The organism is Kineococcus sp. R86509, from assembly GCF_042466365.1.
In the GTDB taxonomy this organism is placed as follows: domain Bacteria; phylum Actinomycetota; class Actinomycetes; order Actinomycetales; family Kineococcaceae; genus Kineococcus.
On record NZ_JAXHCE010000001.1, the window covers coordinates 876859 to 899283 of the forward strand.

The window sequence follows — 22425 nt, forward strand, 5'->3', positions numbered from 1 at the left end:
AGGCGGGGCTGAGCGTCGACGTCCTGGCACGGTCCCCAGGGTGCCAGGTGAGACCATGGGACGTGCCCTCCCCCACAGTTCCTCCCCGCACCGCGCTCGTCCGGCACGGGGAGACCGACTGGAACCGGGACGGCCGGCTGCAGGGACGCACCGACATCCCGCTGAACGACACCGGCCGCGCCCAGGCGCTGGCGCTCGCCGACCAGCTGGCCGGTCAGGGATGGACGGCCATCACGTCCTCGCCGCTCTCCCGGGCCCGCGAGACCGCCCAGATCATCGCCGACCACCTCGGCCTGGAGCTGCTGCCCGCCCACGACGACCTCGTGGAGCGCAACTTCGGCGAGGCCGAGGGCGGCGACCTCGAGGAGCTCACCGCCCGCTTCCCGAACGGTGAGCGCCCCGGTCAGGAGACCTGGGACGACGTCTGCGCCCGGGGCGCGGCGGCCCTGCGCCGCCTGCGCGCCGAGCACGGCGACGCGCCGCTCGTCGTGGTCGCGCACGGGACGTTCCTGCGCGCCACCGTGAACGGCCTGATGGGCCTCGCACTGCCGCGGATGGCCAACGCGACGTCGGTGGTCGTCGAGGGTTTCGACGACGACTGGCGCCTGACCCGGGAACCTCAGAAGGCGTAGTCCCAGAACTCCCGCAGGAACGTCGGGGGGACGGGCGAGTCCATCGCGGTCTGGGTCAGCAGGATCCCGGTCGTCCCGCGAGCGGGGACGACGTGGGCGCTCGTCCCCGACCCGCCGACCCACCCGTAGCGGCCGGTGACCGGGTGCACGGACCCGCCGAAACCCCACCCCTCACCCTCGAGGAACACCTCCCCCTCGAGGCGTTGGGCGTCGATCAGGTGGTCGGTGGTCATGGCCCGCACCGCGTCCGGCGACAGCAGCCGGGGGGCCAGCAGTTCGTGGGCGAACCGCGACCAGTCGTCCAGCGTCCCGACCAACCCGCCGGCGCCGGAGAGGAAGCGCGGCGGGCTGCTCCACCTCCCGTCGGAGGCGTCGAAGAGGTCCAGGCCGTCCGCGCCCAGCCGGTAGGCCGCGGGAAGTCGGTCGGGTGCGGCCGAGAACGCGGTGTCGCGCATCCCCAGGGGTCCGAACAGGCGCGTCCGCAGCACCTCGCCGAGATCGGCTCCCCCGACCCGCGCGAGCAGGATCCCGAGCAGGTCGAAGCTGGTGTTGTAGAGCCAGCCCTCGCCGGGTTGGTGGCGCAACGGCAGCGCGGCGAGCGCGGTGAGCCACTCCTGCGGAGCCGGCGGGAGGGAGATCTCCAGCCCCGGCTGCAGCGGGAACAGCGACTGCACCCACTCCCCCTCGAACGAGGAGGGAAAACCCCAACCGCAGCGCGACGTCAGCAGGTCCTCCACGCTCTGGGGGCGTTGCAGTGCAACGGTGTCGTCGAGGTCCGCATCAGGGGTCCGGAGCACCCGGACGCCGCGCAGTTCCGGTAGCCACCGCTCGATCGGGTCGTCGAGGCGCAGGGCGCCGTCGTCGACGAAGGTCATCGTGGCCGCCGCGACGAGGGGTTTGGTGATCGAGGCGTAGCGGAACGGGGTGTCGCGGGTGAGGAGGCGCCCGGTCGCGAGATCGGCGACCCCGGCCACGGCGACCTCGCGACGACCGTCACGTTCGACGAGGGCGACCGCGCCGGCGATGGTTCCCGAGCGGACGAAGGACTCCAGCAGTTCCTGCAGCACGACGGGGTGACCTGCGCCGAGCCCGGAACTCATCGCGGGACCAGCGGTTCCCGTTCCACGTGCCGCAACGAGCGGATCCCGCGCTCCAGGTGCCACTGCAGGAAGGCCGCGACGAGACCGCTGCCCTCGCGGCGGCAGCGCTCCTCCACGGCGTCGGCGATCTCCCACTCCCCGCTGAGCAGCGCCGCGAGGAGCGTGAGGGTCCGCGGGTCGGGCGCGGCGGAACCCGGCGGGCGGCAGGAGGAGCAGACGGCCCCGCCGGCGGAGATGTTGAACGCCGCGTGCGGGCCGGGTGCTCCGCACCTCGCGCAGTCGGTGAAGCTCGCGGCGTAGCCGGCGATGGCCAGCGAGCGCAGCAGGAACGCGTCGAGGACGAGCGAGGAGTCGTGCTCGCGGCGGGAGAGCGAACGCAGCGCCCCGACGAGCAGCAGGTACTGCTGGGTCGCGACCTCCCGTTCCACCTCGGTGAACCGCTCGGCGGTCTCCAGCATCGCCGAGCCGACGGTGTAGAGGCCGTAGTCGGTGGCGAGGTTCTGCCCGTAGGGGGCCAGGACGTCGACCTGGGTGACGGTGTCGAGGGTGCGGCCGTGGTGGAGCTGGACGTCGATGCAGGTGAAGGGTTCCAGGCGCGCGCCGAACTTCGACGACGTGCGCCGCACCCCCTTGGCGACGGCCCGCACCCGGCCGTGGTGGCGGGTCAGCAGCGAGAGGATCCTGTCGGCCTCACCGAGCTTGGTGGCGCGCAGGACGACGGCCTCGTCGCGGTAGGTCTTCGCCCCGCCGATGCTCGATCCCCGCGCCCCCGCCACACCCCCACTCTAGGCGTCCCCCACCCGGAGGGGTCAGGCGGTGACGAGGCGGTCGCGCCCGGCGCGCTTGGCGACGTCGCAGGCGGCGTCCGCACCGGCGAGGGCCTCGGCGGCCGAGGCCGGCCCGGCCAACCCCACCGACGCGGTGACCCGCAGCCCGAGGGAGATCTCCAGCCACGGTTCCTTGCGCACGACCTCGAGGAGGCGCTCGGCGGTCGGTTCGGCGTTCCGGTTCCCCGGGACCAGGACGACGAACTCGTCACCCCCGAACCGGACGACGATGTCGTCGTCGGAGACGTTGCGCTGCAGGAGGTCGGCGATGCGCTGCAGGACGGCGTCGCCGGCGTCGTGGCCGTGCTCGTCGTTGACGGCGCGGAAGCGGTCGACGTCGAGGAGGACGGCACTGAAGCGCTGGTCGGGGCGCTCCAGGACCTGCTGCAGCCGGCGGCGGTTGCCGAGACCCGTCATCGGGTCGACGAGGGCGGCACGACCGATGCGCTCGTGCTGCTCGGCCATCTCGCGCTGCTGGATGCGGTCCTGCAGGGCCTCGAACCGGCTCTCCCGGTCCTCCCACAACCGCGACAGCGAGATCTGCGCGAGGAGCTCGAGGGCGTCCGCGGCCTCGCTGCGTCCGTCGCGCAGGACGGCGTTGCGCGCCCGGACGGCGAGCGCCGTGAGGCCCCAGACGTCGAGCTGGGTGGAGGAGGAGACGCGCTGGACGGCGGCGAGGAGTTCGGCGGCCTCGGTCTGGTCGCCGGCGTCGGCGCGCGCCTGGGCCATGGCGATGCGGGCGATCTGGGTCTCGGCGAGTTCCTCGCGCAGCCGGAACGCGGCCATCGCGGGCCGCAGCCGACCCTGGGCCAGGTCGGTCTGCCCGGTGCGCTGCAGGACGAAGGCCTCGATGGCCTCGGCGCGGGCGAGCATCTCGGGGTAGCCGACGTCGTGGGCGAGCGCGCGCATGCGGGCGGCGCGGGCGAGGGCGACGGTGTAGTGCGGCCAGGCTTCCGGGGCGCGGCCGGCGACCTCGAGCATGGCGCCCCACGCGACCTGCAGGACGGCGGCTTCCTGGGCGACGTTGAGCCGGACCCGGGCGGGCGGGAAGGTGAGGGCGAGCATCTGGACCATGAGCTCGTCGGCGGGTTCGAAGAGCGCGAGGGCGTTGAGCGCGAGCGCGACCGACATCGTGGCCGAGAGGTGGTCGTAGGTGCGGATCGGCTGGGCGGAGACGATCAGCTGGCCCTCGGCGAGGTGGTCCATCGCGAGGGCGGTCATGCCGAGGTCGACGCGGGACTCGGCGAGCAGGGCGAGGGCCTTGGCGCGCCAGACGGGTTCGGCGTCGGTGCCGAGGCGGCGCAGCAGGTGGCCGGCCTCTTCGCTGGCCTCGGCGGCGCGGCCGAGCTGGTGCAGCGCGACCCCGCAGATGAACTGCAGGTAGCGGGCGGTGCGCTCGTCGCCGGCGAGTTCGGTGAAGAGGAGGCCTTCGCGGCTGGCGGCGATGGCGGCTTCGCCGTAGCCGTCGAGGTAGAGGCGGTGCGCGGACTCCGCGAGGGCGTCGAAGGGTCCGAACGGACTGACGACCTCGAGCTCGTTGCCCACCGCGCCCCCTTCGATCACACCGTCACGATCACACGTGGTGACAGATCTTACCGGGTGCGATCGCGGAGCGTGGCCGAATCTTCTAGATGCACGTTCAACCACCTCGCCCCGTGATCTTGCGCGGGACACCGCACGAGATCACGGGGCGAGAAGGGGTGGGCGTCAGCGCAGAGCGCGGTTCACCGCGGAGACGACGGCCTTCAGCGACGCGGTCGTGATGTTGTGGTCCACGCCCACACCCCACAGGACGCGCCCGTCGACGGCGCACTCGACGTAGGCCGCGGCCTGTGCGTCGCCACCGGCCGAGAGCGCGTGCTCCGCGTAGTCGAGGACGCGGACGTCGACGCCCTGCTCCCCCAGCGCCGCGCAGAACGCCGCGATGGGGCCGTTGCCGGTGCCCTGGACGGTGGTGACCACCCCGCCGTCGTAGAGGTCGACCTCCAGGGTGTCCGCCCCGTCGACCACGCTCACGGAGCGGGTGCCGCGCAACGCGAACCGACCCCAGTCGGGGGTGCCGGTCTTCGAGGGCAGGTACTCGTCGGAGAACACGTCGAAGATCTGCTTCGAGGAGACCTCGCCGCCCTGGGCGTCGGTGTGCTCCTGGATGACGCGGCTGAACTCGATCTGCAGCCGGCGCGGCAGGTCGAGCTGGTGCTCGGCCTTCAGCAGGTAGGCCACGCCCCCCTTGCCCGACTGGGAGTTGACCCGGATGACGGCCTCGTAGGAACGCCCGACGTCCTTGGGGTCGATCGGCAGGTAGGGAACGGCCCAGGGGATCTCGTCGACGGTCTTCCCGACGGCCGCCGCGTCGCGCTCCATCGCCTCCAGCCCCTTCTTGATGGCGTCCTGGTGGGAGCCGGAGAAGGCCGTGAAGACGAGGTCGCCGCCGTAGGGCACGCGCTCGCCGACGGGGAGCTGGTTGCAGTGCTCGACGGTGCGGCGGACGTGGTCGATGTCGGAGAAGTCGATCTGCGGGTCGATCCCCTGGCTGAAGAGGTTCAGGCCCAGGGTCACCAGGTCGACGTTGCCGGTGCGTTCGCCGTTGCCGAACAGGCAGCCCTCGATGCGGTCCGCACCGGCCAGGTAGCCCAGTTCGGCTGCGGCGACACCGGTTCCGCGGTCGTTGTGCGGGTGCAGCGAGAGCAGGACGTTCTCGCGGTGGGCGAGGTGGCGCGACATCCACTCGATGGAGTCGGCGTAGACGTTCGGCGTCGTCATCTCGACGGTGGCGGGCAGGTTGACGATCACCTGGCGCTCGGGGGTCGGTTCGAAGACCTCGATGACGGCGTTGCAGATGCGGGCGGCGAACTCGAGCTCGGTGCCCGTGTAGGACTCCGGGGAGTACTCGTAGTAGACCGTCGTGTCCGGGATCGTCTCCTCGAACTTCCGGCACAGTCGCGCACCCTGCAGGGCCAGGTCGACGATGCCGTCCTCGTCGCTGCCGAAGACGACGCGGCGCTGCAGCACCGAGGTGGAGTTGTACAGGTGGACGATCGCCTGCTTCGCCCCGCGCAGGGACTCGTAGGTGCGTTCGATGAGGTGCTCGCGGGCCTGGGTCAGGACCTGGATGCGCACGTCGTCGGGGATGAGGTCGTTCTCGATCAGCGTGCGGACGAAGTCGAAGTCCGTCTGGCTCGCCGACGGGAAGCCCACCTCGATGTCCTTGTAGCCCATCTCGACGAGCAGCGTGAACATCCGCAGCTTGCGCTCGGCGTTCATGGGGTCGATCAAGGCCTGGTTGCCGTCGCGCAGGTCCACTGCGCACCAGCGCGGCGCCTTCTCGATGCGCTTGGTCGGCCAGGTCCGGTCCGGCAGTTCCACGGTGATCTGCTCGTGGAAGGGAACGTACTTGCCGAACGGCATCGGGCTGGGGTTCTGGGTGTTCTGCACTTCTGCTCCTCATGGGCGGCTCTGGTGGGGCGGCCGGCACGCACGACGAGGTCCCGCGACGGGGAGACCGGCCTAGCTGGCCCCGGCGCGGCGACGAAGGAGGAGGTTCTCCAGACGAGCCACACCGACACCGTACCCCCACGGACCCCGTAGCGCTCAAGGCCCTGACCCACCTGACGACGGGAGTCCGTGAGGACGCGCTCCACCCGCTGGCTCAGCGCACCTCCCACGCGTCGATCGAGTTCGCGTTCCAGGACCTGCGTCGTGAGCGCGAAGACGGCCGAGCCGGTCGAACCTCCGAAGGAGCGGACTGCTCGAGGTCGTCGAGGAGTCGGACCGCCTCGTCGCGGCCCCAGCGGTAGGGACGTCGGTGGACAGGGACGCTGAACGCGCAACCGCTGGAGAAGATCTTCTGCAGCGACCGCTCGTGGGCGGCCGGTTCCTGCGCCACCTCTCGTCCTCACGCTCCCTCTGCGAGTTGTTCCTGAGCGACCTCCGCTGGTGGTTCGGCCCTCGACGGGTCCCCAGCGACGGGTGGCGAACAGCTGGGCTCTCAGTCCCAGCCGAGCGCCGCCCGGATCTGGGCGAGCGTGACACCCAGGACGTCGCTCAGCCCGACGTCGTGGCCCCCTGATGTCAGCACCCGCACGCCTCGGTCGTGGGGCGCGATGACCCACACCTCGCGCACCCCCCGCGCGAAGTAGAACGGCACCTTCTGCCACGTCTCGTCGCCCGGGGACTCCAACTCCACGACGATCTCCACGGAGGGCACGTAGAGGTCCGCGTCGTCGACGGGCGATGCGGTCCAGCCCATGTCGGGAATGCGGTAGTCGTTGGCGTCGCCGAGGTTGAACTCGCCCGTCGGGTTGACTCCCCTCGCTCGCGCCACCTCGTGCAGCTCGGCACTGAGCTTGTGCGCGAGCTTGCCGTGATTGCTCCGTGCGTGCGGAACCACGTGGTAGACCCCGTCCCAGACCTCGTCGCGCCCGTCCTGGCCGAGTCGTCGACGCTCGTCCAGCCACTCGTCGAGACCACCGTCGTTCACGACGTGGCGCACCCGCGTCTCAGTGGTCATCCCGCCCCCCGGGTCGTGCTCGCCCTGCCCATTGACTCGTACTCGACAGGATGCCACGACCACAGATCCCTGCATCGAACACGTCCTAGGTCATTGTCCGCAGATGTGGACGTGTGGCACGATGGCGTCACCTCCTGCCGATGACGAAGGACGGACATGCCCAGCCGCAGCACCACGAGCCGGATCACCCGGGTCGAGATCACCCCGGTCGCCTTCCGCGACCTCCCCCTGCTCAACAACGTCGGCGTGCACGAACCCTTCGCCCTGCGCAGCGTCATCGAGGTCGAGACCGAGGACGGGTTCCACGGTCTCGGCGAGAGCTACGGCGACGCGGCCCACCTCGACCGCCTCCGCGCGGCCGCGGTCCGGCTCCGGGGTCTCGACGTCTTCGACCTGAACGCGCTGCAACGCGCGGTCGTGGACTCCCTCAGCGGGGACACCACCACCGGTGGGCACGGCACGGGTCTGCAGATCACCACCTCCAACACCGCCGACCGCGTCGTCGCCGCGTTCGAGGTCGCCGCCCTCGACGTGCAGGGCAAGCTCACCGGCCGCCCCGTCAGCGACCTCCTCGGCGGGAGGGTCCGCGACGAGGTCGCCTACAGCGCCTACGCGTTCTACAAGTGGGCCGCCCACCCCGGCCAGGAGGACGACGACTGGGGCGCGGCGCTGGACCCCGCCGGTGTCGTCGCCCAGGTCCGCCGCATGGTCGACGAGTTCGGGTTCACCGCGATCAAGCTGAAGGGCGGGGTCTTCCCGCCGGACGAGGAGGTCGAGGCGATCCGGGCGCTGCGCGCGGAGTTCCCCGACCTGCCGCTGCGCCTGGACCCCAACGGCGCCTGGACCCCCGAGACCTCGGTCCGGGTCGCCGAGCAGCTCGACGGGGTTCTCGAGTACCTCGAGGATCCGACCCCCGGACTCGAGGGCATGGCGAGCGTCGCGGCGAAGCTGCAGGGGCGGATGCCGTTGGCCACCAACATGTGCGTCGTCGCCTTCGGACACCTGCCCCCGGCGGTCGCGCAGGACGCCGTCCAGGTCGTCCTCTCCGACCACCACTTCTGGGGCGGACTGCGCCGCTCGCAGGACCTGGCCCGGATCTGCGAGGTGTTCGGGATGGGGTTGTCGATGCACTCCAACTCCCACCTCGGGATCAGCCTCGCCGCGATGACCCACCTCGCCGCCGCGACCCCGAACCTCGACTACGCGTGCGACACGCACTGGCCGTGGAAACGGCCCGAGGACGACGTCGTCCTCCCCGGGGTGCTCACCTTCGCGGGCGGCGCGGTGAAGGTGCCGACCACCCCGGGCCTCGGGGTGGAACTCGACCGGGACGCGCTCGCCCGGCTGCACGAGCAGTACCTGGCGTGCGGCATCCGCAACCGCGACGACACGACGTACATGCGCACCGTCGACCCGGGTTTCAGCCCGAACACCGCCCGTTGGTGAACCCCCCACCCCCCGAACCGGAGATCCCGTGACCCAGCCCAGCGACCTCGCCCCCACCGACCTCCGCACCGCCCTCGGCTCCGGTCTCCTCTCGTTCCCGGTCACCCACACCCACGCCGACCTCAGCTTCGACGAGGCCGGCTACCGCGACCACGTCGCCCACCTCAGCGGGTTCGGCGCGTCCGGGCTGTTCGCGGCGGGCGGCACGGGCGAGTTCCCGGCGCTGACGATCGCCGAGGTCCTGCAGGTCGTCTCCGCCACGGTCGAGGCCAACGAGCACCGCAGCCCCGTCGTCGGCCCGGTCGGGTACGGCACGTCCACCGCGGTCGAGATGACCCGGGCCGTCGAGGCGGCCGGTGCGGACGGCGTGTTCGTCCTGCCGCCCTACCTCAACGAACTCACCCAGCAGGGGCTGTACCAGCACGTCGCCGCGATCTGCCGCGCGACGTCCCTGGGCGTCGTCGTGTACCACCGGGCCAACGCGAGGTTCACGGCGGCGACGGTGAACCGGCTGGTCGAGGAGTTCCCGAACTTCATCGGGTTCAAGGACGGCATCTGCGACATCGACCTGATGGCGACGTTGTACGCCACCCACGGCGACCGCCTCGTCTACGTCGGCGGGCTGCCCACGGCCGAGACCTACGCCCTGCCCTACCTGGAACTCGGGGCCACCACGTACTCGTCGGCCATCTTCAACTTCGCCCCGCAGTGGGCGCTGGACTTCTACGGTCGGGTCACCGCCCGGGACCGCGACGGTGTCTACGACCGCCTGCGGGAGTTCGTCATCCCCTACCTCGACATCCGCAACCGGACCAACGGGTACGCGGTCTCGATCGTGAAGGCCGGGATGACCGCCGTCGGCCGGCCGGCCGGTCCCGTGCGCCCGCCGCTGGTCGACCTCACCGCGGGCGAACTGGCCGAGCTGAGCGACCTGGTCAAGAGGGTGGTCTGACGTGGTGGAGCTGACCGGCGACCTCGTCCTGCCGGCGACGGAACCGGACTCGTGAGCGACGTCCCCGTCGTCCCCGTCGTCGTCGACGTCCGGGTCGTCCCGGTCGCCGGCCACGACGACATGCTGCTCAACCTCTCCGGTGCCCACGCCCCGTTCTTCACCCGCAACGTCGTGGTCCTCACCGACTCCGACGGCCGGACCGGCGTCGGTGAGGTTCCCGGCGGGGAGGCGATCCGCACCACGCTCGTCGAGGCCGGCCGGCTCGTCGTGGGGCGACCGATCGCACGGCACCGCCAGACGCTGGCCGAGGTGCAGCGCACCTTCGCCGGCCGCGACGCCGCCGGACGCGGCCTGCAGACGTTCGACCTGCGCACCACCGTGCACGTCGTCACGGCGTTCGAGGCGGCGCTGCTGGACCTGCTCGGGAGGTTCCTGGAGGTCCCCGTCGCCGACCTCCTCGGCGAGGGTCGCCAGCGCGACCGGGTCCAGGCCCTGGGGTACCTGTTCTTCGTCGGCGACCGCACCACGACCGACCTCGCCTACCGGGAGGAACCGGACGCACCCGACGACTGGTCGCGACTGCGGCACGAACCCGCGCTGGACGCCGCGGCCGTCGTGCGCCTCGCCGAGGCGGCGCAGGCGAGGTACGGGTTCGCGGACTTCAAGCTCAAGGGCGGCGTCCTGCCCGGCGAGCAGGAGGTCGAGGTCGTCACCGCGCTCGCGCAGCGCTTCCCCGACGCCCGGATCACCCTGGACCCCAACGGCGGGTGGTCGCTGGCCGACGCGATCCGCCACGGCCGCGACCTGCGCGACGTCCTCGCCTACGCCGAGGACCCGTGCGGGGCCGAGGGCGGGTACTCCGGCCGGGAGGTGCTGGCCGAGTTCAAGCGGGCGACAGGGATGCGGACGGCGACGAACATGGTCGCCACCGACTGGCGTCAGCTCGGGCACGCGGTCCGCGCCGACGCCGTCGACATCCCGCTCGCCGACCCGCACTTCTGGACGATGGCGGGTTCCGTCCGGGTCGCCCAGCTGTGCGAGGCCTGGGGTCTGACCTGGGGTTCGCACTCCAACAACCACTTCGACGTCTCGCTGGCGATGTTCACCCACGTCGCGGCCGCCGCGCCGGGTGACGTCACGGCCATCGACACGCACTGGATCTGGCAGGACGGCCAGCGCCTCACGAAGGAACCGTTCCCGATCCGCGACGGTTTCCTGAACGTCCCCACCACCCCCGGGCTCGGAGTCGAACTCGACGAGGAACGACTGGCGGCGGCGCACGAGCTGTACCAGCGCGAGGGTCTCGGAGCCCGCGACGACGCGATCGCCATGCAGTTCCTGCACCCCGGCTGGACGTTCGACCCGAAGCGTCCCGCGCTCGAGCGCTGACCACCCGAGGGGTGCAGGCGTAGGGTCGGGACCGTGAAGTGGGATCCCAGTCAGTACGCCCGGTTCGCCACCCCGCGCTCCCGGGCGTTCGTCGACCTGGTCGCGCAGATCCAGGCGAAGGCGCCGCGTGAGGTCGTCGACGTCGGCTGCGGGGCGGGGAACCTCACGGCCACCCTGGCCAAGCGGTGGCCGGGGGCCCGGGTGCGGGGTTTCGACTCCTCCCCGGACATGATCGCGAAGGCCCCGACCCACGCGGGCGTGGAGTTCGGCGTCGCGAGCGCCCAGGACTTCGACGCCACCGGCGTCGACGTCGTGGTCTCCAACGCGGTCCTGCAGTGGGTTCCCGAGCACCGAGAGCTGCTGCGGTCGTGGGCGTCCCAGCTGGCCCCCGGCGGGTGGCTCGCCTTCCAGGTCCCGTCGAACTTCGACGCTCCCTCGCACCGCCTCATGCGTGAACTCGCCGAGTCCCCGCCGTGGCGCCACCGGCTGGCGGGGGTGCTGCGCGGCACCGAGTCCGTGGCGACGCCCCAGGAGTACCTCGACCTGCTCGCGGGGGCCGGGCTCCTCGCCGAGGTGTGGCAGACGGAGTACCAGCACGTCCTCCCCGGCCCGGACCCGGTGCTGGAGTGGGTGCGCGGCACGGGGTTGCGCCCGGTCCTGCAGGCCCTCGACGCCGAGAGCGCCGTGGAGTTCGAGCGCGAGTACGCGGCGCTGCTGCGCGAGGCGTACCCGGCCCGCGACTACGGGACGCCGTTCCCGTTCCTGCGCACGTTCGCGGTCTCCACCGTCCCGGCCTGATCCACCTCCAGCAGTTCCAGCAGTTGCGGGGCCGGCGACGACCCCGGGGACGTGACGACGGAGACGATCCACTCCGGGGTGTCTGCGGGCATCGCCGCCACCGAGAGCCGGGTCGCCTCGGGTTTCGCGGCCACGTGGCGCGGCACGATCGCGACGCCGAGGCCCCGGCCCACGAGGTCGAGCAGCGCGTGCACGTCGCCGACGCTGAACCCCACCCGCCGGTGCACCCCGTGGGTGGCGCAGGCGGCGTCGGTGATCGGCCGCACCCCCCAGGAGGGGACGAAGTCGATGAACGGCGACGCCTCCAGCTCGTTCCAGTCCACGCTCGTCCTCCCGGCCAGCGGGTGCTCCGGCGGGGTGAGGAGCACCAGGGGTTCGCGGCCGAGCTCGGTGGCCGGCAGGGCACCGAGGTGCTCGGTGGTCGCGACGAAGACCAGGTCCAGCTCACCCTCGCGCAGCCGGGCGAGGAGGTCGTGGGACCCGGCCTGCTCGAAGTGGATCTCCACCTGGGGGAAGCGGCGGTGGAAGCGCTCGAGCAGGGTGGAGACGTCGACGACGCCGAGGCACTGCTCGGCCCCGACCCGCAGCGTGCCCGACAGCGCCCGGGTCGCCTGCACGACCGCGTCACGGGCCGCCACGGCCTGGGCCAGCATCGTGCGGGCGAAGGGCAGGAGGGCGAGGCCCGCGTCGGTGGGTTCCACGACGCGGGGCGTGCGGTCGAACAGCGTGGTGCCGAGCTCGTCCTCCAACGTGCGGATCGCGGCGGAGAGCCCCGACTGCGAGACGCCGCTGAGCGCGGCGGCGCGGGTGAACTGCCGCTCGTCGGCGAGGGCGACGACGTACTGCATCTGCCGGAGGTCCATGCCATGAATCCTACTTCTGCGAACGAGAAGGAGCAGATGTTGGACTTCTGACCGATGGGTTCCTAGGGTCGCAGACGTGAAGCAGCGCAGCCTCGGACGCCCCGGATCCCCCACCACCCGTCACGTCTCCGCCATCGGACTCGGCGGGATGCCCCTCTCCATCGAAGGTCGTCCCGACGAAGACCGTGCGATCGCCACCGTCCACGCCGCCCTCGAGGCGGGCGTGACGCTCATCGACACCGCCGACGCGTACCACCGCGACGCCGACGAGGTCGGTCACAACGAGTCGCTCATCGCCCGCGCCCTGCGTGCCTACGGCTCCCCCGCCGACGACGTCGTCGTGGCCACCAAGGGCGGGCACCTGCGCCCCGGCGACGGGTCCTGGACCAAGAACGGTGATCCCGCCTACCTCAAGGAGGCCGCCAAGGCCTCCGCGAAGCGCCTCGGCGTGGAGGCCATCGGCCTCTACCAGTTCCACCGTCCCGACCCCGACGTCCCCTTCGCCGACTCCATCGGCGCGCTCGTGGAACTCCTCGACGAGGGCGTCATCGTCCGCGCGGGCATCTCCAACGCCGACGTCGCCCAGATCGACGAGGCCGACCGACTCCTCGGTGGGCGCCTCACCTCGGTGCAGAACCAGTTCTCCCCCGCGTTCCGCTCCAGCCAGGGCGAGCTCGAGCACTGCGCCTCGCTCGGCGTCTCGTTCCTGCCGTGGTCGCCGCTGGGCGGCATCTCCAGCGCCGCCGACCTCGGGTCCAACCACGCGGTGTTCGCCGAGGTCGCGCAGGCCCACGGGGTCAGCCCCCAGCAGGTCACGCTGGCCTGGGAACTGGCGCTGGCCGACGTGGTCCTGCCGATCCCGGGCTCCTCCCGCCCGGCCAGCATCCAGGACTCCCTGGCCGCGGCCGACCTCGAGCTGAGCGCCGACGAGATCACCCGCCTCTCCGAAGGAGCCCGTTCGTGAAGACCCTCCCCCTGGGTGGAACCGACCTGCAGGTGCCCAACGTCGTCCTCGGCCTGATGCGCATCGCCGAGATGGACGACGAGGCGATCCGCACCCTCATCGCGACCGGTCGTGAGGTCGGCATCACGATGCTCGACCACGCCGACGTCTACGGCGGCTCGATGCACAAGTGCGAGGAGCGGTTCGCCGAGGCGGTGACCCTCAGCTCCTCCGAGCGCGAGAACACCATCATCCAGACCAAGGCCGGGATCGTCCCCGACGGCCCGTACTTCGACTTCTCCTACGAGCACATCATCGCGTCGGTGACGGGTTCGCTGAAGGCGCTGAACACGGACTACATCGACGTCCTGCTGCTGCACCGGCCCGACGCCCTCGTCGAACCCGAGCAGGTCGCCAAGGCGTTCGACGAACTGCACGCCGCAGGCAAGGTCCGCGCGTTCGGGGTCTCCAACCAGAACCCCGGCCAGATGGACCTGCTGCGCAAGCACGTCACGCAGCCCCTGGTCGCGAACCAGTTGCAGCTCTCGATCACGCACGCCCCGCTCATCGCCCAGGGCGTCGCCTCGAACATGCAGGGCCTCGACCAGTCGATCTCGCGCGACAGCGGAACGCTCGACTACTGCCGCCTGCACGACATCACCGTGCAGGCCTGGTCGCCGTTCCAGGCCGGGTTCTTCGACGGGGTCTTCCTCGACAACCCGAAGTACCCGGAACTGAACGCCGTCCTGGACCGCCTGGCCAAGCAGTACGACGTTCCCACCATCGCGATCGCCACCGCCTGGATCACCCGGCACCCGGCGAACATGCAGGTCGTCCTCGGCACGACCAACCCCGAACGGGTGCGGGCCGCGGCCCAGGGTTCGGACCTCGCGCTGACCCGGGCGGAGTGGTACGAACTGTTCCGCGCCGCGGGCTACCGGGTCCCCTGAGGTCCCTGAGCACCCTCCCCCCACTCGGCACCGCCGTCCCCGCCCCCCGGGCGGCGGTGCCGTCGCACGCCCCCGCGAACGACCCGAGGAGACACCGTGGAACACACCCACCTGGGCCCGACCGGCCTCACCGTGAGCCGGATCGTCCTCGGTTGCATGAGCTTCGGCGACGGCAACGAGCAGCAGACCTGGACCCTGGACGCCGAGGGCGCCGAGCCGATCTTCCGCGAGGCCGTCGAACTCGGCATCACGTTCTGGGACACCGCCAACGTCTACGGCCGCGGCAGTTCCGAACGCGTCACCGGTGAGGCGATCCGGAAGTACACCCGCCGCGAGGACGTCGTCCTGGCGACCAAGTTGTTCGGCGAGATGGGTCCCGGCCCCGGGCAGTCCGGGCTCTCGCGCCGGGCCGTCATGGAACAGGTCGACGCGTCCCTGCAGCGCCTCGGGACCGACTGGATCGACCTCTACCAGATCCACCGCTTCGACCCCGCCACCCCGGTGGAGGAGACGATGGAGGCCCTGCACGACGTCGTGAAGGCCGGTAAGGTCCGCTACCTCGGCGCCTCGAGCATGTGGGCCTGGCAGTTCGCGAAGCTGCAGAGCGCCGCCGACCTCGGCGGGTGGACGCGCTTCGTCTCCATGCAGAACCAGTACAGCCTCGCCCAGCGCGAGGAGGAGCGGGAGATGTTCCCCCTGCTGGCCGACCAGGGCGTCGGTTCCATCCCCTGGGGACCGCTGCAGGCGGGGAAGATGGCCCGGCCGTGGAGCGAGCAGAGCACCGCACGCGCCGGGGACGAACCGCAGACCGACCCCAAGGGCAACCCCGTCCGGCTCGAGACCGACAAGGGCATCGTCGACGCGATCGAGCGGATCGCCGGCGAGCGGGACGTGTCGATGGCGCAGGTCGCGCTGGCCTGGGTGCTGCGCAACCCGGTCGTGGACGCGCCGATCGTCGGGGCGACCAAGGTGCACCACCTCCGCGATGCGGTCGCCGCCCTCGACGTCGACCTCACCGACGACGAGGTCACCGCGCTCGAGGAGCACTACGTCCCGCGCCAGCCCACGTTCTTCTGAGCGGTCCCCGGACGACGAACGGCCCGCCACCCCCTCGGGGTGGCGGGCCGTTCGTGTCTCAGCGCTGGACCTGGCGGGCCTCGCGGACCAGGCGCTCGGCGTCGGAGGCGGTCAGGAAACCCGCACGCTGGAGGTCGCGGACGTCGTCCCGCACCTGCCGCACGTCGCGGAACCCCGCTGCTCAGAGGGTCAGCGAACCCCCGACGGGCAACTGCACCGCGCCGGTGACGCCCCGGCGTGCGGCCTCGGCGACGAAGCGGCGACCGGGTTCCACGAACCGGTCGCCCATGGTCGCGCCCAGCGCGACGGGGTGCAGCGTCCCCCAGTGCACGGGGATCGAGGTTCCCGGCCGGACCCGCGCGACGAGGTCCGCGGCCTGCTGCGGGTCGAGGTGGTGCGGGCCGAGGGTGTGACCCCAGCCCCCCACCGGGACGAGGGCAACGTCGGGGGAACGTCCTCCCGCGGCGAGTACCGCGTCGGACTCCTCGAACTCGCCGGTGTCGCCGACGGCCCACAGCAGCAGGTCGTCCGGGTTGCGCTCCGGGAAGGTCCCGGGGATCCGCACGAGGTGTTCCACGGCCACGGCCTCCGGGGCCCGGCTGAACCGGGCTCCCGTCCGGTGGCCGGTGTGGTGGGCGGGCAACGCGCTCACCGACACCGCACCGGAGGCGAACGGGAGTTCCACCGTGGCCCCGACGGCGACCTCGAGCACCCGGGTCGCGGGGACCCGGAGCTTCCAGCGCACCCAGTCCGAGGAACCCGGCGGGGTCACGAGCACCGCCGGCCGCAGCCGTCGCAGCGAGGGCAGGTCCAGGTGGTCGTGGTGGAGGTGGGAGACCAGGGCCAGGTCGCACCCGGCCGACGCCCACGGCGCGGGCGTCGGGGGACGCCGCCGCAGGTGCCCCAACCCCGGACGCAGCACGGGGTCGGTGACGATGCGCAGGTTCCCGGCGGAACGGGTGACGTCCACCGTCACCGTCGAGTGCCCCAGCCACCGCAACGACGCGCTCACAGGTCGACCTCCTTCATCCAGCGGACCAGTTGTTCGTGGATCGTCGCCGCCCCGACGATCGGTGCCTCCCCCGGCACGGACCGGTCGCGCAGGTCCTCGGCGACCTTCCACTCCGCGGGGTGCACCAGCACCGCCTCCGTCTGCCACCCACCGAGTCCGCCGTGCGAGCCGACCTGTTCCTCGAAGGCGTGGACCTCACCGGAGACGGGGTCCACCGTGGAGTGCACGAAGAGCGCGGGAGCGGTGGCGAAGCGCATCATCCGCAGCAGTTCCCCGGCGGCGCGCGGGCCGAACGGGAGCAGCGGGTCGATCCCCTCCACCCGCCCGGAGCCGAGGTGGTGCTCACCCTCGGGCCCGACGACGACGACCTCCTCGTCGCGACGGCCGACGACGAAACCCACCCCGCGGGTCTCCACCAGACCCGGCACGAGCGCCGGCCAGCGACGGTCCACCTCGCCCAGGTCCAGGCGCCCCTGCGGTGCGTCGGGCATCGAGAGCAGGGCGGTGCAGCCGGCGGTCGCGACGACGACGGAGTCGCGTCCCGAGGCGACGACCTCCTCGTGCCGGTTGCTGACCAGTTCGGCCCGGGTCGACGTCGCGAAGTCGCGGACCAGGACGTCGACGCGGCCCCGCATCTCCTCCCCGGCGGCCGTGGTGACGACGGGGTGGGTGGGGCCCTCGCGGTCCATCAGGTCGTAGACGAGGTCGCGCAGGTGCCGCCCGGAGACCTGCTCGAACGTCGGCCCCTGCGCCTGACCGTGGTCGGAGACGATGACGACGCGGTAGTCGCGGGGCGCGGCCGCGGCCACGTCCGCCAGCGTCTGCAGCACCCGGTCGATCCCGGCGAGGGCGTCCAGCGATTCCGCCCGGGCCACGCCGGCGTGGTGGGCGACCTCGTCGTAGTCGAGGAAGTCGACGAACACCACCGAGCGCCCCGCGGAGAGTTCCTGCGCCACCAGGACGACGTTGAGGTCGCGCAGCAGGGTGTTCGTCACCGCGCGCAGCAGGACGTACCAGCCGCGCCGCGGGATGCGCGGTTCGACGCGACGGACCCGCTGCTGCCAGCCCTGGTAGAGCTCCTTGACGATCTCCCCGACCGTCAGCAGCAGGCTGCGCAGCACCACGAACGGACGGGCGACGTAGCGCAGGTAGGGACGCCCCGATCCCCCCGCCCGCGAGGTGGAGACGACGAGGTGCGCGTGGCCGGCCTCGCCGGAGAACACGTTGCCGATGCTGGCCCCGTCGCGGGCCAGCAGCCCGGTGCGCCCGGCGGCGTGCGCCGCGGCCCGGACCCGTCCCTCGATGATCGCGGCGTCCGCCGGGCGGTTCGAGACCAGCACCCGGCGCAGTTCCGGGTCCCACCAGCGGAAGGCCGGGACGTCCTCGGTGCTGCCGTGGAGGAACCCCGCCTGGCTGGCCGGGGTCGTGGACGGCAGCGCCGCGCGCCAGCCCTCCGCCAGGTGACTGCCCTCGCGCAGCCACCGCGCGATCGTGGTCAGCGTTCCCGAGTGCAACCCGAACTGCAGCAACGGCATCGAGAGACCGTCGACCTGCACGACGAGCAACCCCGGCGGGCACGCCTCCCCCGGCGGACGCGGCCGGTGGCGCAGCAGTTCCCGCACCACCCACCGGCTGTCGTTGGCCCCGATGACCCAGCGGGCGACGACGGCCACCAGCCCGGTCCAGAAGTAGACCAGCCACAGCGCGTTCAGGTCACGCAGGTCGAGACCCGGTACCACCGTCAGCGCCGTGTGCAGCAGCAGCAGCTGCACGGAGACCCCGATGAGGACCGTCGGCAACGGGCCGAGGAAGGCGACCAGCGGACCGAGCAACGGGCGGACGACCAGGTCACCGACCGCGAGGACCGCGGCGGAGGCGAGCAGCCAGAACGGCGAGGACACCTCCACCCCGGCGACCAGGTGCGCGCTGATCCACAGCGCGAACGCCGTGGGCAGCAACGACAGCAGCAGGTCCCGGGTGTCGCGGGCGGTGAAGGCGAACCAGGTGCGCACCGAAGGCGCTCAGAACCCGAGGCGCTGCAACTGCTTGGGGTCGCGCTGCCAGTCCTTCGCGATCTTCACGCGCAGGTCGAGGTGGACGCGGGTCCCGAGCAGGGCCTCGATCGAGCGACGAGCCCTCGTCCCGACGTCCTTCAACCGCGCGCCGCCCTTGCCGATGATGATCCCCTTCTGGGAATCGCGTTCGACGTAGAGCCACACGAAGATCTGCAGCACGCCGTTCTCGCCCTCGGTCATCTCCTCGACGACGACCGCGAGGGAGTGCGGGAGTTCGTCGCGGACCCCCTCCAGCGCGGCCTCGCGGACGAGTTCGGCGACCATGACGGACTCGGGTTCGTCGGTGAGTTCCCCGTCCGGGTACAACCGCGGCCCGACGGGCAGGTGCCCGAGCAGGACGTCGGCGACGGTGTCGACCTGCTCGCCGGTCTTGGCCGACCCGGGAACGACGTCGGCGAAACCCCCGAGCACCTGCTCGCCCAGCGAGACCAGCGCCAGCAGCTGTTCGGCCACCTGCTGCTTGGAGGCCTTGTCCGTCTTGGTGACCAGGCCGATCTTCGTGGAGCGCGGGATCCTGCCCAGGGCCTCGGCGATGAACTTGTCCCCGGGGCCGATCTTCTCGTCGGCGGGGATGCAGATCGCGACGATGTCGACCTCGGCGAGGGTCTCGTGGACCCGGTCGTTCAGCCGCTGCCCGAGCAGGGTGCGGGGCCGGTGCAGACCCGGGGTGTCGACGAGGACGAGCTGGGCGTTCGGGCGGTGCACGATGCCCCGCACGGTGTGGCGGGTCGTCTGCGGTCGCGACGACGTGATCGCGACCTTCTGCCCGACGAGGGCGTTGGTCAGGGTCGACTTGCCCGCGTTGGGTCGCCCGACGAGGCAGGCGAACCCGGACCGGTGGGGGGTGGTCTCTTCAGTCATTCTGGTGCCCTCCGGCGTGGTCGTCGACGAGTTCGGACTCTGCGTCCTCGGGGTGTTCGGGCAGGCGGTGCACGAGCACCGTCCGCACCTGGTTGCGGCGGCCGACGCGCCCGTCGGCCTCCAACCGCAACCCGTGGACCTCGCCCACGGCGCCGGGGACGAGGACCTCCCCGAGGGTCTTGGCGAGGAGCCCGCCGACGGTGTCGACGTCCTCGTCCTCGATCTCCTTCTCGAACAGGTCGCCCAGTTCCTCCACGTGCAACCGGCTGGAGACCCGGAAACCCCCGTCGGGCAACGGTTCGACCTCGGGGGCCTCGCGGTCGTACTCGTCGGCGATGTCGCCGACGATCTCCTCGATCACGTCCTCGATCGTCACGAGACCGGCCGTCCCGCCGTACTCGTCGACGACGATCGCGACGTGCGTGGTGTCGCGCTGCATCTGCTTGAGCAGGTCGTCGACGGGCAGGCTGTCGGGGACGAACACCGTCTGGCGGACGACGCTCTCGACCCGCTCGGCGCGTGCGGCGTCGGGGTCGGCGTGGAAGCGGCGGGCGACGTCCTTGAGGTAGACGACGCCCAGGACGTCGTCGGAGTCGTCGCCCACGACGGGCATCCGGGAGAAGCCCGAGCGCAGGAACAGGGCCTCGACCTCGTAGAGCCCGGTGCCGCGACGGGCCGACACGATGTCGGTGCGCGGCACCATGACCTCGCGGACGAGGGTGTCGCCGAACTCGAAGACGGAGTGGATCATCCGGTGCTCACCGGCCTCGATGACCGAGGTCTCCCCGGCCAGCTCGACGATCTCGCGCAGCTCGGCCTCGGAACCGAACGGCCCGTGCCGCAGTCCGCGCCCGGGCGTGACGGCGTTGCCGACGGCGACCAGCGCCCGGGCCACCGGCCCCAGGACGGTGTTCAGGCGGACCAGCACGGGCGCGGCGCGCAGGGCCACGGACTCGGAGTGGAGCCGCCCGAGGGTTCGCGGGCCGACGCCGACGAGGACGAAGTCCAGCGCCGACATCCCGAGACCGGCCAGCAGCAGGACGAGCCACCAGGAACCGGTCCAGCTCGCCACCGCGACGGTCACGCAGACCGCGGCGAGGGTCTCGCAGACGACGCGCAGCAGCGTGGCGACGGTGAGCACCGAGGCCGCGGACTCCAGGACCCGGCCCAGTTCCGGGGCGCCCCGGCGCCCGTCGGCCTCGAGGTCGCGGGCCCGGCGTCGCGACGTGCCGGCGATCGCCGACTCGGCCGCGGCGACGAGTCCGCCGGCGAAGAGGAGCGCGAGCGCCAGGAGCAGGAGCGGGACGGCCGGCGCACCCACCGCTCAGCCCCCCGACGGCAGCGCGCGGTGGCCGACGGTGGGGGTCGGGTCGCCGGGGCGACCGATGCGGGCCAGGAACCCCAGCACCAGGCGCCGCTGGAGCGTGAACATCTCGCGCTCCTCGTCGGCTTCGGCGTGGTCGTAGCCGAGCAGGTGCAGGATGCCGTGGGTCACGAGCAGCAGGACCTCGTCGGCCGTGGCGTGACCGGAGGCCTTCGCCTGCGCGGCAGCCACTTCCGGGCACACGACGACGTCGCCGAGCAGACCCGGCTCGGAGGTGCGGCCCTCGCGGCCGGGACGGAGCTGGTCCATGGGGAACGACATCACGTCGGTGGGGCCGGGTTCGTCCATCCACTGCACGTGCAGCCGGGACATGGCCTCGGTGTCGATCATCAGGACCGACAGTTCCGCCAGCGGGTGGACCCGCATCTCCTCCAGCACGTAGCGCGCCAGGTGGGAGACCTCGACGGTGTCGACGCCGCGGCCCTCCGCGAACGAGCTCTCGTCGACGACCTCGATGCTCATCGGCTGCGGCCCCCGTGGCCGCGGGCAGGACGGGTGTCGTCGTAGCGCTCGTAGGCGTCGACGATCTCCGAGACCAGGCGGTGGCGGACGACGTCGGTGGAGGTCAGCCGCGAGAAGTGCACGTCGTCGATGTCCTCGAGGATGTCCTGGACGACGCGCAGCCCCGAGTCCGTCCCGCTGGGCAGGTCGACCTGGGTCACGTCGCCGGTGACGACGATCTTCGAGCCGAACCCGAGACGGGTCAGGAACATCTTCATCTGCTCGGCGGAGGTGTTCTGCGCCTCGTCGAGGATGATGAACGCGTCGTTGAGGGTGCGCCCGCGCATGTACGCCAGCGGCGCGACCTCGATCGTCCCCGCCGCCATCAGCCGCGGGATCGAGTCGGGGTCGAGCATGTCGTGCAGCGCGTCGTAGAGCGGACGCAGGTAGGGGTCGATCTTGTCGGTCAGGGTGCCGGGCAGGAACCCGAGCCGCTCCCCCGCCTCGACGGCCGGGCGGGTCAGCACGATCCGGTTGACCTGCTTGGCCTGCAGCGCCTGCACGGCCTTCGCCATCGCGAGGTACGTCTTGCCGGTACCGGCCGGGCCGATGCCGAAGACGATGGTGTTCTCGTCGATGGCGTCGACGTAGCGCTTCTGGTTGACCGTCTTCGGCCGGATCGTGCGGCCCCGGCTGGAGAGGATGTTGAGGGTCAGGACGTCGGCGGGACGGTCGTTGCCGGTGCCGTTGGCCTGGGCCCGCAGCATGGAGACGGAGCGTTCGACGGCGTCCGGGGACAACGGCTGACCCGCGCGCAGGACGGCGGTCATCTGGTCCACGAGGCGCTCGACGAGGGCGACCTCACCGGCGGCGCCGGAGACGGTGATCTCGTTGCCGCGGACCAGGACGTCGGCCTTCGGGAAGGCCCGTTCGAGGACCCGCAACAGCTCGTCGCGGGCGCCGAGCAGGGAGACCATCGCGACCTCGGGCGGCACGACGATGACGTGACGGGTCACGGCCGAGGTCTGGGCCGAGGGTTCGGGGGTGCGGTCGGTGCTGGCCATGATCGCCCTGTGGGGCAGTTCGCCTCCGTGCTGAGGGGTGCGCTGTCGTCCCCGATCCTAACGAGCCCTCGCCCGGAGGGCCTCCGCGTTCCCCGTGTCCG

21 protein-coding genes are annotated in these 22425 nt (G+C 71.9%); 8 read left to right on the forward strand and 13 right to left on the reverse strand.

Annotated features, from left to right (window positions below; genetic code table 11):
• Positions 1-62: 62 nt before the first annotated feature.
• Positions 63-632, forward strand: coding sequence for a histidine phosphatase family protein (locus SJY07_RS04215; protein ID WP_328295491.1), 570 nt, complete (start codon positions 63-65; stop codon positions 630-632).
• Here SJY07_RS04215 and SJY07_RS04220 read toward each other — a convergent pair.
• The 6 genes from SJY07_RS04220 to SJY07_RS04245 all read right to left on the reverse strand — a co-directional run bounded on the left by SJY07_RS04220 (position 620) and on the right by SJY07_RS04245 (position 7069).
• Positions 620-1732, reverse strand: a complete 1113-nt coding sequence (locus tag SJY07_RS04220; RefSeq protein ID WP_380157222.1) for a serine hydrolase domain-containing protein — start codon at positions 1730-1732, stop codon at positions 620-622. The genes SJY07_RS04215 and SJY07_RS04220 overlap by 13 nt on opposite strands.
• A complete protein-coding gene (recO, locus tag SJY07_RS04225; RefSeq protein WP_328295489.1) occupies positions 1729-2508 on the reverse strand; it encodes a DNA repair protein RecO in 780 nt (259 codons plus the stop codon). The genes SJY07_RS04220 and recO overlap by 4 nt, the downstream gene beginning before the upstream one ends.
• A 33-nt stretch (positions 2509-2541) precedes the next feature.
• Positions 2542-4122, reverse strand: coding sequence for a GGDEF domain-containing protein (locus tag SJY07_RS04230; RefSeq protein ID WP_380157224.1), 1581 nt, complete (start codon positions 4120-4122; stop codon positions 2542-2544).
• A gap of 144 nt (positions 4123-4266) precedes the next feature.
• Complete coding sequence (gene leuA, locus SJY07_RS04235) at positions 4267-5967, reverse strand: 2-isopropylmalate synthase (RefSeq protein WP_380162156.1); 1701 nt, start codon at positions 5965-5967, stop codon at positions 4267-4269.
• A gap of 241 nt (positions 5968-6208) precedes the next feature.
• Entirely contained in the window at positions 6209-6445 is a 237-nt protein-coding gene (locus SJY07_RS04240; RefSeq protein WP_380157226.1) for a hypothetical protein, read from the reverse strand.
• 102 nt (positions 6446-6547) lie between these two features.
• Positions 6548-7069, reverse strand: a complete 522-nt coding sequence (locus tag SJY07_RS04245) for a Uma2 family endonuclease (protein WP_380157228.1) — start codon at positions 7067-7069, stop codon at positions 6548-6550.
• Positions 7070-7225: 156 nt separating this feature from the next.
• Between SJY07_RS04245 and SJY07_RS04250 the strand changes: the two genes are divergently transcribed.
• The 4 genes from SJY07_RS04250 to SJY07_RS04265 all read left to right on the forward strand — a co-directional run bounded on the left by SJY07_RS04250 (position 7226) and on the right by SJY07_RS04265 (position 11654).
• Positions 7226-8515 (forward strand): glucarate dehydratase family protein, encoded by a 1290-nt coding sequence (locus tag SJY07_RS04250; protein ID WP_380157230.1) that lies wholly within the window; start codon positions 7226-7228, stop codon positions 8513-8515.
• 28 nt (positions 8516-8543) lie between these two features.
• Positions 8544-9467 (forward strand): 5-dehydro-4-deoxyglucarate dehydratase, encoded by a 924-nt coding sequence (kdgD, locus tag SJY07_RS04255; RefSeq protein ID WP_380157232.1) that lies wholly within the window; start codon positions 8544-8546, stop codon positions 9465-9467.
• Positions 9468-9587: 120 nt separating this feature from the next.
• Entirely contained in the window at positions 9588-10856 is a 1269-nt protein-coding gene (locus SJY07_RS04260; RefSeq protein WP_380162158.1) for an enolase C-terminal domain-like protein, read from the forward strand.
• Between the two features lie 33 nt (positions 10857-10889).
• A complete protein-coding gene (locus SJY07_RS04265) occupies positions 10890-11654 on the forward strand; it encodes a trans-aconitate 2-methyltransferase (RefSeq protein WP_328295481.1) in 765 nt (254 codons plus the stop codon).
• On the opposite strand, the gene SJY07_RS04270 is transcribed toward SJY07_RS04265, so the two are convergent.
• Positions 11597-12517 carry a LysR family transcriptional regulator gene (locus SJY07_RS04270; RefSeq protein WP_328295480.1) on the reverse strand — a complete coding sequence of 307 codons (921 nt, stop codon included), beginning with the start codon at positions 12515-12517 and terminating at the stop codon, positions 11597-11599. The genes SJY07_RS04265 and SJY07_RS04270 overlap by 58 nt on opposite strands.
• A gap of 76 nt (positions 12518-12593) precedes the next feature.
• Here SJY07_RS04270 and SJY07_RS04275 point away from each other — a divergent pair, with 76 nt between their 5' ends.
• From SJY07_RS04275 to SJY07_RS04285, 3 genes are all read left to right on the forward strand, one after another.
• The gene (locus SJY07_RS04275) at positions 12594-13481 is read left to right on the forward strand and encodes an aldo/keto reductase (RefSeq protein ID WP_380157235.1); all 888 of its coding nucleotides are present in this window, start codon (positions 12594-12596) and stop codon (positions 13479-13481) included.
• Entirely contained in the window at positions 13478-14410 is a 933-nt protein-coding gene (locus SJY07_RS04280) for an aldo/keto reductase (RefSeq protein ID WP_328295478.1), read from the forward strand. The genes SJY07_RS04275 and SJY07_RS04280 overlap by 4 nt, the downstream gene beginning before the upstream one ends.
• A gap of 96 nt (positions 14411-14506) precedes the next feature.
• Positions 14507-15487 (forward strand): aldo/keto reductase, encoded by a 981-nt coding sequence (locus SJY07_RS04285; protein WP_380157237.1) that lies wholly within the window; start codon positions 14507-14509, stop codon positions 15485-15487.
• A gap of 181 nt (positions 15488-15668) precedes the next feature.
• On the opposite strand, the gene SJY07_RS04290 is transcribed toward SJY07_RS04285, so the two are convergent.
• The 6 genes from SJY07_RS04290 to SJY07_RS04315 are packed head-to-tail and all read right to left on the reverse strand — an operon-like array spanning position 15669 to position 22324.
• Entirely contained in the window at positions 15669-16499 is an 831-nt protein-coding gene (locus SJY07_RS04290; RefSeq protein ID WP_380157239.1) for an MBL fold metallo-hydrolase, read from the reverse strand.
• Complete coding sequence (locus SJY07_RS04295) at positions 16496-18511, reverse strand: alkaline phosphatase family protein (RefSeq protein WP_380157241.1); 2016 nt, start codon at positions 18509-18511, stop codon at positions 16496-16498. Before SJY07_RS04295 ends, SJY07_RS04290 begins: the two co-directional genes overlap by 4 nt.
• Before the next feature lie 9 nt (positions 18512-18520).
• A complete protein-coding gene (gene era, locus SJY07_RS04300) occupies positions 18521-19435 on the reverse strand; it encodes a GTPase Era (protein WP_328295474.1) in 915 nt (304 codons plus the stop codon).
• Positions 19428-20756, reverse strand: coding sequence for a hemolysin family protein (locus SJY07_RS04305; RefSeq protein WP_328295473.1), 1329 nt, complete (start codon positions 20754-20756; stop codon positions 19428-19430). The genes era and SJY07_RS04305 overlap by 8 nt, the downstream gene beginning before the upstream one ends.
• Before the next feature lie 3 nt (positions 20757-20759).
• Entirely contained in the window at positions 20760-21281 is a 522-nt protein-coding gene (gene ybeY, locus SJY07_RS04310) for an rRNA maturation RNase YbeY (RefSeq protein WP_328295472.1), read from the reverse strand.
• The gene (locus SJY07_RS04315) at positions 21278-22324 is read right to left on the reverse strand and encodes a PhoH family protein (RefSeq protein ID WP_380157244.1); all 1047 of its coding nucleotides are present in this window, start codon (positions 22322-22324) and stop codon (positions 21278-21280) included. The genes ybeY and SJY07_RS04315 overlap by 4 nt, the downstream gene beginning before the upstream one ends.
• Between the last annotated feature and the right edge of the window lie 101 nt (positions 22325-22425).

Coding starts and splice junctions, on each gene's coding strand:
- ybeY (WP_328295472.1), bottom strand. CDS start 21,281: ATGAGCATCGAGGTCGTCGACGAGAGCTCGTTCGCGGAGGGCCGCGGC.
- SJY07_RS04245 (WP_380157228.1), bottom strand. CDS start 7,069: ATGACCACTGAGACGCGGGTGCGCCACGTCGTGAACGACGGTGGTCTC.
- leuA (WP_380162156.1), bottom strand. CDS start 5,967: ATGCCGTTCGGCAAGTACGTTCCCTTCCACGAGCAGATCACCGTGGAA.
- era (WP_328295474.1), bottom strand. CDS start 19,435: ATGACTGAAGAGACCACCCCCCACCGGTCCGGGTTCGCCTGCCTCGTC.
- SJY07_RS04270 (WP_328295480.1), bottom strand. CDS start 12,517: ATGGACCTCCGGCAGATGCAGTACGTCGTCGCCCTCGCCGACGAGCGG.
- SJY07_RS04315 (WP_380157244.1), bottom strand. CDS start 22,324: ATGGCCAGCACCGACCGCACCCCCGAACCCTCGGCCCAGACCTCGGCC.
- SJY07_RS04260 (WP_380162158.1), top strand. CDS start 9,588: ATGCTGCTCAACCTCTCCGGTGCCCACGCCCCGTTCTTCACCCGCAAC.
- SJY07_RS04250 (WP_380157230.1), top strand. CDS start 7,226: ATGCCCAGCCGCAGCACCACGAGCCGGATCACCCGGGTCGAGATCACC.
- SJY07_RS04220 (WP_380157222.1), bottom strand. CDS start 1,732: ATGAGTTCCGGGCTCGGCGCAGGTCACCCCGTCGTGCTGCAGGAACTG.